This is a genomic window from Acidovorax sp. KKS102, from assembly GCF_000302535.1.
Lineage (GTDB): Bacteria > Pseudomonadota > Gammaproteobacteria > Burkholderiales > Burkholderiaceae_C > Acidovorax.
Genome location: NC_018708.1, coordinates 2354080 through 2368112 on the forward strand (window position 1 = coordinate 2354080; position 14033 = coordinate 2368112).

The window sequence follows — 14033 nt, forward strand, 5'->3', positions numbered from 1 at the left end:
TTGGACTACGCCAAAACCAGCCCCGTCTGCAGGAAGTGGTCGGCAATCTTGGCATACTGCAGCATTGCCGCCCGATGGGGCGCGGTAGCCATATCGGCAACCGCGTGAGCATTAGGCTCGTCCAAGATGTAGATCAGTAAGTGTCCGCTGTATGGGTCGCTTACATACACAAGAGCCCTGTCGCTGGTCTTTCTTGAGCCTTTGCGGTGAGCATGCTTCCAGCGTCTGAGCTGCGCTACATCTGCTTGCGGTGCCAAATGAACATGGCGCAGCATGTTCGCAACTCCGTTTACCTTCGGAGCGCTATATGCACCATCTTTACCAAACCAAAAATGGCTGTACTCGCCAGAGGAACCAAGGGACTTCCAATGGTCAAATTCGGCGGCAAAGTTGCCTGCGTCCTCGCCCAAGCTCTCAAGTAAATCCCAGAGAGCTCTGGTAAGTTTGGTTGCCAAGCCTACACCGAATCAAACTTCGATGTGAGCAAATGCCTTGAGCGAAGCTTCCACCGTGAAAAGGTGGGCGTTCTTTGGGTCGGAAATAGCCTCAAAAGTTCGGCGAGTCTTTTCCGATAGCTTCGGGATAGGCACCAGTGACGGATTTACCTTCTTCGGCGACTTCGCGCTTTTGAACACGCGCACCTCTCCGCCAGGCGATGTCGTCTTGCCCGGGGAAAAATGGTGTTTGATAGCAGTTGTGCTCATTGAAGTATCCGTGCGTCAGGTATCACGGTGCTTGCATTCTCTCCTTTCTTTCCCATACCGTCAATAAGACCCCATACACCAATTGCTTTCGGAGTCAACGGCTAGCAGCTACTAACTTTGCACTGCGTTGACTCCGAGGAAACCGGAGGGACAGTAGCCGTTAGGGCCCGTGTCGGGCCGTTCGCTGGGAAGCTGTGTCCGTCACCTCTCAATTTGATTACGACCTGGACCGGGTGCTGCCGTTTGCGCAGTCCCTGATCCAGGGCCTTGCCCGCACCGATGGCATGCGCTGCATTGGGCTGCGCAAGCACGGGGAGTTGGTGGCCGCAGCCATCTATGAAGGCTTCAACGGGCAAAACATCTGGGTCCACCTGGCGGGTGTTCCCGGCAAGCGCTGGATGACCCGCGACTTTCTGCGGGCAGGTTTCGCATACCCATTTCGCGTGTGTGGCGTCCAGCGCCTGAGCGGATACGTCAACGCGAGCAACACCGAGGCCATGCGCTTGAACAAGCACTTCGGCTACCAAGAAGAGGCCCGGCTCAAGGGCGCGGCGCCAGACGGCGGCGATGTGGTGATTTTTGTCATGTGGCGGGAGAACTGCCGCTTTCTGGAGGACTGACCATGGGGTCCAAATCAAGTAACGCACCCTCGCCAGATCCGCGCCTGGTTGAGGCGCAGATCAAGAGCATGGGCGTGCAGGATGGCGCGATGCAGCGCCTCCTGCAGCAGTCGGATGAAACGTTGCCGCTGCAAAAAGAGCAGATGCAGTTCGGCCTGGACACAGCGCGCACAGCCTATGACCAGAGCCAGGAAGACCGCAAGTGGACGCTCGGCCGGCGTGGAGTGCTCACCACGATGCAGGACACGCTGGCGCAGGACGCCCAGACCTTCAACACGGAGGCCAAGCGCGAAGAGCTGGCGGGACAGGCAGGGGCCGATGTGGCGCAGTCGTTCGCTGCGGCGAAGGACCAGAGCGGGCGCGCCATGGCCCGCCAGGGCGTCAATCCAGCAGATGGGAAGATGGCCGCACTGGGCAACCAGATGAGCATGGCGCAGGCCCTGAGCACGGCGCAGGCCAAAACGGGTGCTCGTACCCAGGCGCGGCAGGAGGGCTACGCGCTGACGGACAGGGCAACGAACGCGCTGGCCGGATACCCAAGCATGGGCATGCAGGCCACCATGTCCGGGGCCGGTCTTGGGGCGTCAGGAACAACCATCGCCAACCAGGGGGCGGCCGGAATGAATGCAGGCATTACGGCTGCGGGGACGATGGCGGGCCAGTTTGGAAGCAACGCGACGAATATGTATGGCGCGCAGGCTTCTTTCAAAAATGGCCAGGATCAAATCGCTGCCAGCAGCAATCCAATGAGCACGATTTTGGGAGCGGCTGCGGGGATTGGAACTTCGTGGGCGCTCGGGAAAATGCCGGGTCCGCGTTAAAGCGGCTTGGTTACTCGAACGGTTCGGCCATTCTCTCCAGGGAAGTTTTCAAAGGCCGCATCAATGAGGGTTGGGAGCACTTGTCCCAGATCGCACGTTGACCCCGTGCTCACAGCCCGCAGTTCGTGGACTGGTGTTGGGCGCTCACCCTTTGCGCGGTCTGCCGCAGCGAAATCGTGAGCGCGGAAAAGCCGCATCGAAAACATGCGTGTGCATTGGGTTTGTGTGGATACCGAGCTGCCACCAGCTGCCTGAGCCGCATTGAATCCGCCCGCAAATGCAGAGTTGCCACCGATGTAGATGGGCGTAGAGACATTCGCGCGGACGCCGGATTGCTCAATGTCGTAGTGGAAAAACGCAACGAAGTCAGTATTGCCCGGTGCACCTTCCTTGAAGCCGTTTTTTGCAAAGCCGGCCTTCACTTTTCGCAGGTATTCGGCGTGCGCCAGGGACGATTTCTCCTCCGGGGATGTGTAGACGAAGACAGAACCGTATCCATCCGCCGTCTTCGGAGGAAGGGTGGTGTAGTTCCTCACGTCTGTCTCAAGGCTCGCACACCCCGCCACCACCACAGCGAAACCTAGCACCGAGACCTGAACCAGTTTATTCATGCGTACGCTCCTATTTGGCGGAGAAATTTAGCAGAGTAGTGCAGGCTATGCGATGACTTCGCCGGTCTGGATGAACTGGCCAACACCTGGCGGCGTGTTGCGCTCGTGGGGGGGGTGTATTGTCAGAGAAGACCTATTGCAGCACCAGCAATCGATGCCAAGAGAGGATGTTCAAGGAATTGTCTGAGCAATCCCTTTGCCTCCGCTTTTTGCTCTGGCGTCGCGTTGCTGGACTCAATCACCTTCACCAATTCCTGCACGCTGTGCTGAATGGATATTTGATTGTTGTTTCCGACAGTCACATAGGATGAGCCAGAGATGTTTACTGTCTGGTTGGTCATGAGATCTATCCTCAAATCTGGTGATATGCCAGTCTCTACTACGTCAACACCACGCGCCGATATGTTGCAGACCAACAGTAAGCGACCGCCCCTCAAAAGCTCGCTTATTTTTGCATTCACCAACCCATGCTGCAGCAGCTGATCACAGATGCGAATCAAGTCACTTTCCTGCAACGGAGGATTGAAGTCACCTCCTTTCGGGAGGTAATTGTGGTCACCTCGTTTTGAGTAGAGGTGTTGAAGAACCAGTCCGCGCAGTTGAATATCAGTCATGGCTCAGGCGTGTGCGGGCTCAAGGGTCAGCTTGAACCCCATGGCGTGGATGACTTTGAACAGGGTGTCCGAGCTGGGCGCACGTTCACCAGACAGGCTCTTGTAAAGGCTCTCCCGGGACAGCCCTGTATCGCGCGCGAGCTGGGTCATGCCCCTGGCCCTGGCAATATCTCCCAAAGCTGCGGCCAACTCAGCAGGGTCGCCTTCTTCCAGAACTTGGCGCAGGTACTCTGTTACCTCTTCCTCGGTGCCGAGGTAGTTGGCCATGTCAAACGGGCGGGTCTTGATCTTGCTCATTTTGCAACTCCAGAGCCATTGCTTTGGCTCGTTCAATGTCGCGATCTTGGGTGGCTTTGTCGCCACCACCAAGCATCAGGATGATCGCGGCCCCTTGCTTCACGTAGTACATGCGCCAGCCGGGGCCGAAGAACTCGCGCATTTCATAAACATCGCCGCCAACCGGCTTCACATCGCCCAGGTTGCCGCGCGACGCTTTCCCTAGACGCCGCTGCAACCGAATGCGAGTTGGCGTATCGCGCAGGCTCGCCATCCATTGGGCGAATTCCTCCGTTTCGATGACGCTGTACATGGTTTTATTGTAGCCGACAGGATACACAAGCACAAACTTGGCATAGGCGCTGCAGCCAGGAGGAAAGTAGACCTCGGCGTTGACTCCGAGGAAACCCAAGCGAGAGTAGCCACCAGGGCCCGTGTCGGGCCGCATCAACGCTACAGGGGCGGACGCTATGGGCGCTTTCGACAACGGTTTCAATTTCGGCATGCGCGCCTTCCATGATGCGCTGAACGCCAAACGCCAGGCGGTGCAGGACGAGCGCGACGCCGAGGAATTCGCCCGCAAAAAAGCCGGATGGGATCGGGCGGACAAGCTCCAGCGCGCGGAAGACGTCGCATTCTCCGAGGTCGAGGATCTGCAGCGCACCGGCCAGGCGGTCGGCAAAAACACCTCGGGGTTCAGCAACCCATCAGCGCAGATGCTGCACGGCCAGGGCGGGCAGGCGGCAGTAGATGAGGCGGCCAGCTATGCGAATGTGGAGAACCGACGCTTTGGGCTGCCCGCCACCCATACGACATCGGTCCCCTCGGAGGCTGGCGCATCGCCCGTTCCCACCGTCACGATGCGTCAGGCGACGGAACTGGACCGTGTTGGCGCCCTGGAGCGCTTGGCTGTGGCCCGCCGCGACGTTGGCGCCATGGAGCGACTATCCGGCCAGCGCAAGGCCGCGCAACTTGATCTCGACCGCAAGGCGGAAGTGGACCGGCTGGGGAAACTCAATGATGACGAGTTTCTGGGCGAGCTGAAAAAGTACGTCAACCCCAATGCGGATGTGCCCGCGATGCTGGGGTACGACCCAAAGTCCAAACGTTTCACCCTGGTGTCGGATGTACCTGGGGTGCCCACCCAGACGTTGAGCCGCGCAGAACTGATGCAGGGGGCCTTGGGCGCGTGGGAGATGGGCAAAGGTGACTATGCGGCAGGGCTGCAGATGTTGTTGAACACCGGCAAGGCCCAGCGTGATCTCTCCTCGGGAGACTTTGACCGCTCCTTGAAGGTGGCGAGCCTGAATCAAAAGGCGGACAACGACGCTGGACAGTTGCGGATGCAGCAGCAGCAACTTGGAATTTCTGCCGGGCATCTTGGCATCGCCCGAGAAGAAGCTGCCCGCAAGAAGCTGGTGTTCGAGCAGGAAAGCAAGCTACCGGACCCGGTGAAACGGTCTTACGCAGCGTTGGAGGTCCAGGCCAAAGCCATGGATTCGGCCATGTACAAGGCCATGGCCGATGGCAACTGGCAGCCCGGTTCGCCAGGCGCAGACAAGCTGTTGGCAGACCGGGCCGCCGTGTCCTTGCGCATGAACAAACTGCTGGACCCCTACATGCCCACGGCAAAACAGGGGGGCGCGGCGTCGGCCGCAGATCCGCTCGGTATTCGTGCCCCCGCCTCCCCGAGCGCCACGGGCAAGGCCGAGCCGAAGCCAGCACCTACGACCACCATGCAGCAGGCAGTTTCACCGCCCCCCGCGACAAGCTACAGCGGTGGGCGGCCCGCCACCTTGCAATCGTTTTTTGGCTCCAGCTCAAGTGGCGCAGATCGGCCAGCGCAAGAGCCGTTGGCGGAGCCAAAACAGGAGGCGCGCTCGCCGCAGTCCCTGGGCGATGACTTCGCATCACCGATGGCTCGGCATGCGCTGACTTTGCGCGTCCAAGAAGCGGCTGCTGGAGGTGCGCCGCTCACTGAGGTCGAGACGCTGCGCGCGCGGCAACTGAAACTGCTTTAAGAAGGCCACCCATGAATCTGCAAGAAGCCCGCAAGCGCATCCCGGAACTGGAGGGCCTGAGCGACGAGTCTGCCCTGGGCGTGATCCAGCAGGTCTACTACCCAGACATGGACCGGGCAACATTGGCCGGAGCGCTTGGGTACAAGATGCCCGAGCCGCCAGCGCCAGACCGCACCTGGGGCGCCGTGGCCAAGGATGTTGGGGTGTCCGCACTCAAGGGTGCGATTGCGGTTCCAGAGGCGTTTGTTGGCATGGCCGACCTTCTGAGCGGAGGCGTCGCCGGTAAGGCTCTGGAGGATGCTGGCTTTCGCCCCGGCGATGCCAAGGCAATCCTGAACGAGCAGTATTCGGACAAGCAAAAGCAGGCGTTCCAAGCTGTCAGCCAGGCAGACGGCTTCATGGGGAAGATGGGTGCTGCGCTGGCAAACCCGAGCGTCATTGGCCACACCCTGGTCGAGTCTGCACCGCTGATGGGGATGGGGGGCGTGATTGGCCGTGGTGTCACAGCGTTAGCGCCCAAAGTCTCTGGCGTGCTGGCTGGCGCAATTGGAGAGGGGGCTGTTGGGGCAGGCTCCAGCGCTGAGGGTATTCGTCAGGCTACGCCAGACGGAACGCTGTCCATGAATCAGTCCGCCCTGGCTGGGGCGTCGGGTGCGCTGACGGGCGCTTTCACGCTGCTGGGCGGCAAGGTGGCGCAGAAACTTGGCATTGCCGATGTGGACACCATGCTGGCCAGCGCCGCAGCAAACCCCGCTGTCCGCAAGGGTGTGGTGCGCAGCGCGCTGGAGGGTGCGGTGTCCGAGGGTGTGCTGGAAGAACTGCCGCAGTCCGTGCAGGAACAGGTGCTCCAGAACGCAGCGCTGGGCAAACCGCTGGACGAGGGGGTGGATCAGGCCGCTGTGATGGGCCTGCTGTCGGGCATGGCCATGGGTGGTGGCGCAAATGCTGTGAGCGGCTTTGCCAAACCGCCAGCCCAGCAAGCCGCCGACGCCATCCGCGCCGCCGAAACCGTGCCCGAATCTGGCCCCATGACCCGCTCGGTGAACGCCGGAACGGAGGCCAAGGCCCAGGCGGTGGAGGCTGGTGCCCCGCTGGTGGACGAGCAAGCGGCAGCAGAGCCGATGCCGGAGCCAGTGGATGACCCTGTGCGCGACCAGATCCTGGCACTGCCTGATGGCGCGCGGCAGGACGCATTGCGTGCATACGCCGTGGTCAACCGGGACGATGTGGCCAAGGGCGTGCAGCAGTACAACCGCAAGCTGCTGGACCGCTTGTTGAAAGAGAACGAGCCAGCGCCGGAGGCCGCGCCAGAGATTGGAGGTGTGGTCCACAACTTTGACCCGGCAAGCCCGCCAGTCAGCACCCTGTCACTGGCGCCCATCGGCGAGGTCAACTATGACAACGGCATTGATTTCCAGCCTGGCATCCAAGCAGAACTTGCAAGTCGCAGCGCTGAACTGGACAAGTTGACGCAGCGCGCACCACGCAAAAGCACTGCACCGGCTGACCTGAGCTTGCCCACCGACCCTGTGCAGAACTACCTGGACGGGCTGCGCTCGGTGAACACGCCAGCAGCCCGCGCCTACGTGCGCGACTTCGACATCGGCCGCATCACCCCGGCCGATGTGCAGCGCCGCATGCAGGCCGAGCAAGGAATGACGCCAGATCAGCGCATTGCCCGTGCAGCAGCCGAGGCGCCCGCGCAAGTTGACTCAGTGGCCGACCGATTGAGTAAGGCAGCGGCGCAGGGCCAGGGCGCCATCGCGCCCACCGACATCCTGAATCCATCCGGCCTGCCTTTCAAGACGCAAATGGCTGCAAAGCTGGCCGCCAAGAAAACGCCCGGGGCAGTGATCCCGGTCGATGGCGGCTTTGTCGTTCGCCCGCAGGAGCCAGTGAATGTCCAAGACGTACCGCAAGCATCCGAAGTACCTGAAACAGCCCCAGCTGTCATCCAGCCAAGCGAAGCGCCGCAAGCTGTGGGAGCACAGCCAGCAGGCCCAACCGCTGGAGTTCCCGCAGAGGGAGCAGGAGCGGTGGAAGCCGCTGGGGTAAACCGCTCCAAACTGCTGGAAAGCCTGGACCAAGTTGGATCGACGCGCGAGCAGGTGCTTGGTGTGCGCCTTGCTGATGCGCAATACCGCCTTGAGCAAGCAACAGCCTCGTCCTACATCAACCGAGCCGATCAAAAGGCTCGCATCAATGAAATCACGCAGGAGATTGCCGGTCTGAATGATGTGCGGGCCGACGCCATTGAGTTGGATGCGCGTGATCGCAATGAAGGCAGCACCCGATCAATGCTGCGGGGTGCTCGGCAGGAGCTTGATGCAGCAGTGCGCGCTGGCTCCATCACGCCAGAGGATGCCAAGACCATTGCATCGAGCGCCAAAAATGCTGGCAACGCTGCAGACGCAAGCGAGGCCATTTTTAATGCGGTGGACTCGTCTGTCACAGGTGCCGCACCGGAGGTATCTGGAGTAGCTGAAATTCCCCCTCTTGATCCGTTGGGCTGGAACGCAAAGAAGCTGGCCAGCACCTACGACATGGCGCAGATGGCCGGACATCAATGTGCCATACGGCGGTAGCCGCCAGAGCGGTATTTCTCCTTCCAACAGAACGCCGGCCATATTTTTGTTCACTGGCGACTCAGGTACACAGTACGGCTATCGCGATGCGTTTGATAGTGCTGGTGTCTTCTCGTATACCGGTGAGGGGCAGGTCGGGGATATGCAACTCACCAAGGGCAACCTCTCCATTGCCAACCATGCCCTGGATGGCCGCGCGCTGCATGTGTTCGAGTCTCTAGGGAAGGGAAAAGGTCAGAAATACGTCGGAGAGTTCACATATGTCAGCCACAGCATCCAGCGCGGCCCAGACCGAGAGGGGAGCGATCGGCAAATCATCGTGTTCCATTTAGTCCCAGTAGGTAGAGAAACCCATGACTTGCCACCCGAGGAGGTCGAAGAAATAACCTCAGCTATACCGACGCTAGATCTAGATGAAGCCCGCAAGCGAGCACTATCAGCGTTTGGCGCCAGTGAAGGGATCGGCGGCAAGGAGGCTAAAAAGAAGCTCTATATTCGCAGCCGAGCCGTTAGGGACTATGTGCTGCTCCGTTCGCGCGGCGAGTGCGAGTCCTGTCACGAACCTGCGCCGTTTAAGCGGATCGATGGCAGTCCTTACCTGGAGCCGCACCATACAACTCGTGTCTCTGACGGAGGTCTAGACCACCCCCGCTTCGTTGGTGCGATCTGCCCGACTTGCCATCGCGAAATTCACCACGGTCTCGACGGCAAGCGACGCAATGCCGAGCTGACTGAATACCTGGCCGAGATCGAACCGATCACCTGAAGCCAGACTGATGCGGATGAGACGATTAGGGTTAGTCCATTGGCCAGAATTGGTCAATCTGCGGACGCCGCTTGACCACAAGCCCCCACAGGTTCCCCGGCTCCCACCCCCCGTTCGTCGCAAGCGACGGGGGGTCGCCGGGCCTTCGGCCTGTGGGTTTTGTGGACAAGCTCAGTGATCTATCGCGCGTTCCGTTGAGAACACCGTTCAAACATCTGTGCTTCAGGTGCGTAGTGGCCAATGCCCAGCGCATGGGCCTCCGCCTTGATGCGGAGGTCAAAGAAATGGGTCATGCAATCTGCGAAGGTTTCCCGATCTGCGTAGGGCCTTCCATCTGGTGCAAGAAATCGCTCTCCCTTTGGTGCTTTGACGGTGTTGCAAGCCCAATAGAACGCAGCGATGGCATGCCTCGCGACGTCCTCGGGCCTGATCCAGTCCCAACAATCAGGGGCCTTGACTGGCGCGGCAAAGGTATGTTTTTGGTCACTCATAAAACGTAGCTCCAACGTAGCTGCAGACAGCAAAATTTGGCTACGCTTGGCACCCGGTGACATGGTGCGTGCGTCTGAAAGCCGTGGTTTAGGACTTGGAAAAAAGGCCGGGCAGCCTCTTTTAATCCGTTGGTCACAAGTTCGAATCTTGTACGTCCTACCACCCGATTCAAAAACGTACTTTCAAGTGCGTTTTACGCCAAAAGCCTCCCTTGGGAGGCTTTTGTTTTTGCTGCTCAGCTTATCTGAGGTCATTGGGGCGTGATGCCCCGGGATATTGGCGCGCTTGGCCTGGGCAAAGCGGGTATCACCGGGTGGGGGCGTCCGTTTCAGCCGAGGGTGCAAAGAGGTCCCAGCTGGCCATGAACAAGGCCGCAATCACGGGGCCGATCACAAACCCTGTCAGGCCGAACAAGGCCATGCCGCCCAGGGTGGAGATCAGCACGATGTAGTCGGGCATCTTGGTGTCCTTGCCCACCAGAACCGGGCGCAAGATGTTGTCCACGAGCCCGATCACAAAGACTCCGAACGCCGTCAACACCACCCCTTGCCACACGGCACCGGTTGCCAGAAAGTAAATGGCGACGGGCACCCAGATCAGCCCGGCACCCACTGCGGGCAACAGCGACAGGAAGGCCATCAGAACCCCCCACAGCACAGGGCCCTGGATGCCCAGGATCCAGAAAATCATGCCGCCCAGCGCGCCCTGAGAGGCAGCTACCACAATGTTGCCTTTGACCGTGGCTCGGATCACGGTGGTGAATTTGCCCACCAGTTGACGTTTGTGGGCCTCTTCCAGGGGGGTGGCCTGACCGATGCGCTTCGCCAGGCTGGCACCGTCGCGCAGCAGGAAAAACAGCAGATACAGCATGATGCCGAAGCTGACGATGAACTCCAGCGTGTTTTGGCCAATGCTCAGCGCCTGCGTCGCAACGAATTGACTGGCCTGCACTGCAAAGGATGAAAGCTTTTGTTGAAGCTCGCTCACGCTGGTCAGTTGCAGGCGATCGAGCAGGTTGACGGCCCAGGCGGGCAGGGCGGCGATGACCTGTTGCAGGTACAGTCCAAAATTGATCTGGCCGGAGCGTACGCGCTCATAGATGGCGGTGGCTTCTTGAATCAACGACACCGTGATGGCGGCCATGGGCAGGATCACCACCACCAGGCACAGGCCAAGCGTGCACAGCGCCGCCAGTGTGGGGTGCCTTGGCATTTTTCTAAGCAATTTGCGATGCAGTGGCGCAAAGAGGATGGCAAGAATGACACCCCAGAAAACGGCTCCGTGAAACTGCCACAGGATCGTGCCGAATGCGATGGTGACGACGGTGAGCAGCAGCAAAAAGGCTTTGTCCTGGAGGTGTTGATGCGGCATGGAGTTGGGTTTGAAATGGGATATCCGGAATGTACGCGAGGCGCCAGTCGAAGCGGATTTTTGGAGGATGCAGTGATGGCCGCATCCATTTTTTAGGGGTGGACTTTGGTTCAGTGGCACAATGGCGGCCGTACCAAGGCCCTTCCCCAGCCACAGTCGCATCCGCCAACCGGTTCAGCCGTGTCGCGGAAGGTTTCTCAACCAGCTAATGCTTTCCCAAGGAAAGCGGAGGTCAGCGGAATATGAGCGATACGACATCCGTCTATCAAGCCTACCAAGGCAACACTTACCTCTTCGGCGGCAATGCGCCCTATGTCGAAGAGATGTACGAGAACTATCTCGCCAACCCCGGTAGCGTGCCAGATACGTGGCGCGAGTACTTTGATGCGCTGCAGCACGTCCCGGCCGTGGATGGCAGCAACGCCAAAGACGTTCCGCACCTGCCCGTCATCAATGCCTTCGCAGAGCGCGCCAAGCAAGGCGGCACCAAGGTGGTGGTGGCGACCGGTGCCGACTCGGAGCTGGGTCGCAAGCGCACGGCCGTACAGCAACTGATCGCCGCCTATCGCAACGTGGGCCAACGTTGGGCCGATCTGGACCCGCTCAAGCGCACCGAGCGTCCCGCAATTCCCGAGCTGGAACCCTCTTTCTACGGTTTCAGCGATGCCGACCAGGAAACCGTGTTCAACACCAGCAACACGTTCTTCGGCAAAGAGTCGATGACCTTGCGCGAGTTGATCAACGCGCTGCGCGAGACCTATTGCGGCTCCATCGGTGCCGAATACATGTACGCCACCGACCAGAATCAGAAGCGCTGGTGGCAAGAGAAGCTGGAAACCATCCGCAGCAAGCCCAACTTTGGCGCGGACAAGAAGAAGCAGATCCTGGACCGCCTGACGGCCGCTGAAGGCCTCGAGCGTTTCCTGCACACCAAGTACGTAGGTCAAAAGCGTTTCTCGCTCGAAGGTGGCGAGAGCTTCATCGCTGCGATGGATGAACTCATCCAGTCTGCCGGCGCCAAGGGCGTGCAAGAAATCGTGATCGGTATGGCCCACCGTGGCCGTCTGAACGTGCTGGTCAACTCCCTGGGCAAGATGCCCAAGGACCTGTTCGCAGAGTTCGACCACACCGCTCCCGAAGACCTGCCCGCAGGTGACGTGAAGTACCACCAAGGCTTCAGTTCGGACGTGACCACCCCCGGCGGCCCGGTTCACCTGTCGCTGGCATTCAACCCTTCGCACCTCGAAATCGTGAACCCGGTGGTCGAAGGCTCTGTGCGCGCTCGCATGGATCGCCGTGCCGACCCCCATGGCAAGCAGGTTCTGCCTGTGCTGGTCCATGGCGACGCAGCTTTTGCGGGCCAAGGCGTCAACCAGGAAACGTTGGCGCTGGCCCAGACCCGTGGCTACTACACGGGCGGCACGGTGCACATCATCATCAACAACCAGATCGGTTTCACCACCTCCGATCCCCGCGACGCACGCTCCACGCTGTATTGCACCGACATCGTGAAGATGATCGAGTCGCCCGTGCTGCACGTGAACGGTGATGACCCAGAAGCCGTGGTTCTGGCCACCCAACTGGCGCTTGAATTCCGCATGGAATTCAAGAAAGACGTCGTGGTGGACATCATCTGCTTCCGCAAGCTGGGCCACAACGAGCAGGACACCCCGGCTCTGACGCAGCCCCTGATGTACAAGAAGATCGGCGCACACCCCGGCACCCGCAAGCTGTACGCCGACAAGCTTGCCACCCAAGGTCTGGGCGAGTCGCTGGGCGATGACATGGTCAAGGCCTACCGCGCCGCCATGGACGCGGGCAAGCACACGGTCGATCCGGTGCTGACCAACTTCAAGAGCAAGTACGCCGTGGACTGGAGCCCGTTCCTGGGCAAAAAGTGGACGGATGCTGGTGACACCGCCATCCCGCTGGCCGAGTGGAAGCGCCTGGCCGAGAAGATCACCACCATCCCCGATAGCGTCACGCCACACCAGCTCGTCAAGAAGGTGTACGACGACCGTGCCGCAATGGGCCGTGGCGATATGCCCGTGGATTGGGGCATGGGCGAGCACATGGCGTTTGCGTCGCTGGTGGCCAGCGGCTATCCGGTGCGCCTGTCTGGCGAGGATTGCGGCCGTGGCACGTTCACGCACCGCCACGCCGTGATCCATGATCAAAAGCGCGAGAAGTGGGACATCGGTACCTACGTGCCGCTGCAAAACGTGGCCGACAACCAGGCCCCGTTTGTTGTGATCGACTCCATCCTGTCCGAAGAGGCGGTGCTGGGCTTCGAATACGGCTATGCATCGAACGACCCCAACACCCTGGTGATCTGGGAAGCGCAGTTCGGCGACTTCGCTAACGGCGCGCAAGTGGTGATCGACCAGTTCATCGCCTCGGGCGAAGTGAAGTGGGGCCGTGTGAACGGCATCACCCTGATGCTGCCCCACGGCTACGAAGGCCAGGGCCCTGAGCACAGCTCGGCCCGCCTGGAGCGCTTCATGCAGCTGGCTGCCGACACCAACATGCAGATCGTGCAGCCCACCACGGCCAGCCAGATCTTCCACGTGTTGCGTCGCCAGATGGTGCGTGATCTGCGCAAGCCGCTGATCATCATGACGCCCAAGTCGCTGCTGCGCAACAAGGACGCCACCTCGCCGCTGTCCGAGTTCACCAAGGGTAGCTTCCAGACGGTGATCCCCGAGCAGGATGAAGCGATCGTGAAAAAGGCCGCCAAGGTCAAGCGCGTGATCGCATGCTCGGGCAAGGTGTACTACGACCTCGTGAAGAAGCGCGCCGAGAAGGAAGCCGACGATGTGGCGATCCTGCGTGTCGAGCAGCTGTACCCCTTCCCGCACAAGGCGTTCTCTGCCGAACTGAAGAAGTACCCGAACGCTACCGACGTGGTGTGGTGCCAGGACGAGCCACAGAACCAGGGAGCCTGGTTCTTCGTGCAGCACTACATCCACGAAAACATGCTCGAAGGCCAGAAGCTGGGCTACTCCGGCCGCGCTGCTTCGGCATCGCCAGCCGTGGGTTACTCGCACCTGCACCAGGAACAACAAAAGGCGCTGGTGGACGGCGCGTTTGCCAAGCTCAAGGGTTTTGTCCTGACCAAGTAAGGCCAGCTGCGACCCGACAACAGAACAAAA

At 60.3% G+C, this 14033-nt stretch carries 13 protein-coding genes; 6 read left to right on the top strand and 7 right to left on the bottom strand.

What is annotated here, in order from left to right; translation table 11 throughout:
- Nucleotides 1-5: 5 nt before the first annotated feature.
- Together C380_RS10820 and C380_RS24970 are read right to left on the bottom strand one after the other, a co-directional pair.
- The gene (locus C380_RS10820; protein WP_015013889.1) at nucleotides 6-455 is read right to left on the bottom strand and encodes a type II toxin-antitoxin system YafO family toxin; all 450 of its coding nucleotides are present in this window, start codon (nucleotides 453-455) and stop codon (nucleotides 6-8) included.
- 12 nt (nucleotides 456-467) lie between these two features.
- A complete protein-coding gene (locus tag C380_RS24970; RefSeq protein ID WP_148279949.1) occupies nucleotides 468-704 on the bottom strand; it encodes a hypothetical protein in 237 nt (78 codons plus the stop codon).
- Between the two features lie 194 nt (nucleotides 705-898).
- On the opposite strand from C380_RS24970, the gene C380_RS10825 reads away from it, so the two are divergent.
- A complete protein-coding gene (locus C380_RS10825; RefSeq protein WP_015013890.1) occupies nucleotides 899-1324 on the top strand; it encodes a GNAT family protein in 426 nt (141 codons plus the stop codon).
- 2 nt (nucleotides 1325-1326) lie between these two features.
- Nucleotides 1327-2145, top strand: coding sequence for a hypothetical protein (locus tag C380_RS10830; protein ID WP_015013891.1), 819 nt, complete (start codon nucleotides 1327-1329; stop codon nucleotides 2143-2145).
- Here the strand turns inward: C380_RS10830 and C380_RS10835 are convergent.
- From C380_RS10835 to C380_RS10850, 4 genes are all read right to left on the bottom strand, one after another.
- A complete protein-coding gene (locus C380_RS10835) occupies nucleotides 2142-2756 on the bottom strand; it encodes a DUF4136 domain-containing protein (RefSeq protein ID WP_015013892.1) in 615 nt (204 codons plus the stop codon). The genes C380_RS10830 and C380_RS10835 overlap by 4 nt on opposite strands.
- Nucleotides 2757-2878: 122 nt before the next feature.
- A complete protein-coding gene (locus C380_RS24975) occupies nucleotides 2879-3370 on the bottom strand; it encodes a hypothetical protein (RefSeq protein ID WP_148279950.1) in 492 nt (163 codons plus the stop codon).
- 3 nt (nucleotides 3371-3373) lie between these two features.
- Nucleotides 3374-3667 (bottom strand): addiction module antidote protein, encoded by a 294-nt coding sequence (locus C380_RS10845; RefSeq protein WP_015013893.1) that lies wholly within the window; start codon nucleotides 3665-3667, stop codon nucleotides 3374-3376.
- On the bottom strand, nucleotides 3639-3959 hold the full coding sequence (locus C380_RS10850) for a type II toxin-antitoxin system RelE/ParE family toxin (RefSeq protein WP_043566409.1): 321 nt from the start codon (nucleotides 3957-3959) through the stop codon (nucleotides 3639-3641). The genes C380_RS10845 and C380_RS10850 overlap by 29 nt, the downstream gene beginning before the upstream one ends.
- A gap of 157 nt (nucleotides 3960-4116) precedes the next feature.
- Between C380_RS10850 and C380_RS10855 the strand changes: the two genes are divergently transcribed.
- From C380_RS10855 to C380_RS10865, 3 genes are all read left to right on the top strand, one after another.
- Complete coding sequence (locus C380_RS10855; protein WP_015013895.1) at nucleotides 4117-5667, top strand: hypothetical protein; 1551 nt, start codon at nucleotides 4117-4119, stop codon at nucleotides 5665-5667.
- Between the two features lie 11 nt (nucleotides 5668-5678).
- Nucleotides 5679-8252 carry a hypothetical protein gene (locus C380_RS10860; protein WP_015013896.1) on the top strand — a complete coding sequence of 858 codons (2574 nt, stop codon included), beginning with the start codon at nucleotides 5679-5681 and terminating at the stop codon, nucleotides 8250-8252.
- A gap of 142 nt (nucleotides 8253-8394) precedes the next feature.
- Complete coding sequence (locus C380_RS10865; RefSeq protein ID WP_238544095.1) at nucleotides 8395-9018, top strand: HNH endonuclease; 624 nt, start codon at nucleotides 8395-8397, stop codon at nucleotides 9016-9018.
- A 798-nt stretch (nucleotides 9019-9816) separates the two neighbouring features.
- On the opposite strand, the gene C380_RS10870 is transcribed toward C380_RS10865, so the two are convergent.
- The gene (locus tag C380_RS10870) at nucleotides 9817-10881 is read right to left on the bottom strand and encodes an AI-2E family transporter (protein ID WP_043565344.1); all 1065 of its coding nucleotides are present in this window, start codon (nucleotides 10879-10881) and stop codon (nucleotides 9817-9819) included.
- Between the two features lie 242 nt (nucleotides 10882-11123).
- Between C380_RS10870 and C380_RS10875 the strand changes: the two genes are divergently transcribed.
- Nucleotides 11124-14003 (top strand): 2-oxoglutarate dehydrogenase E1 component, encoded by a 2880-nt coding sequence (locus tag C380_RS10875; protein ID WP_015013899.1) that lies wholly within the window; start codon nucleotides 11124-11126, stop codon nucleotides 14001-14003.
- The last annotated feature ends 30 nt before the right edge of the window (nucleotides 14004-14033 follow it).

Bases quoted from the DNA above. Each gene is read 5' to 3' on its own strand.
- C380_RS10855 (WP_015013895.1), top strand. From the start codon at position 4,117: ATGGGCGCTTTCGACAACGGTTTCAATTTCGGCATGCGCGCCTTCCAT.
- C380_RS10845 (WP_015013893.1), bottom strand. From the start codon at position 3,667: ATGAGCAAGATCAAGACCCGCCCGTTTGACATGGCCAACTACCTCGGC.
- C380_RS10830 (WP_015013891.1), top strand. From the start codon at position 1,327: ATGGGGTCCAAATCAAGTAACGCACCCTCGCCAGATCCGCGCCTGGTT.
- C380_RS10860 (WP_015013896.1), top strand. From the start codon at position 5,679: ATGAATCTGCAAGAAGCCCGCAAGCGCATCCCGGAACTGGAGGGCCTG.
- C380_RS10835 (WP_015013892.1), bottom strand. From the start codon at position 2,756: ATGAATAAACTGGTTCAGGTCTCGGTGCTAGGTTTCGCTGTGGTGGTG.
- C380_RS10870 (WP_043565344.1), bottom strand. From the start codon at position 10,881: ATGCCGCATCAACACCTCCAGGACAAAGCCTTTTTGCTGCTGCTCACC.
- C380_RS10865 (WP_238544095.1), top strand. From the start codon at position 8,395: ATGCAACTCACCAAGGGCAACCTCTCCATTGCCAACCATGCCCTGGAT.
- C380_RS24975 (WP_148279950.1), bottom strand. From the start codon at position 3,370: ATGACTGATATTCAACTGCGCGGACTGGTTCTTCAACACCTCTACTCA.
- C380_RS24970 (WP_148279949.1), bottom strand. From the start codon at position 704: ATGAGCACAACTGCTATCAAACACCATTTTTCCCCGGGCAAGACGACA.
- C380_RS10875 (WP_015013899.1), top strand. From the start codon at position 11,124: ATGAGCGATACGACATCCGTCTATCAAGCCTACCAAGGCAACACTTAC.
- C380_RS10850 (WP_043566409.1), bottom strand. From the start codon at position 3,959: ATGTACAGCGTCATCGAAACGGAGGAATTCGCCCAATGGATGGCGAGC.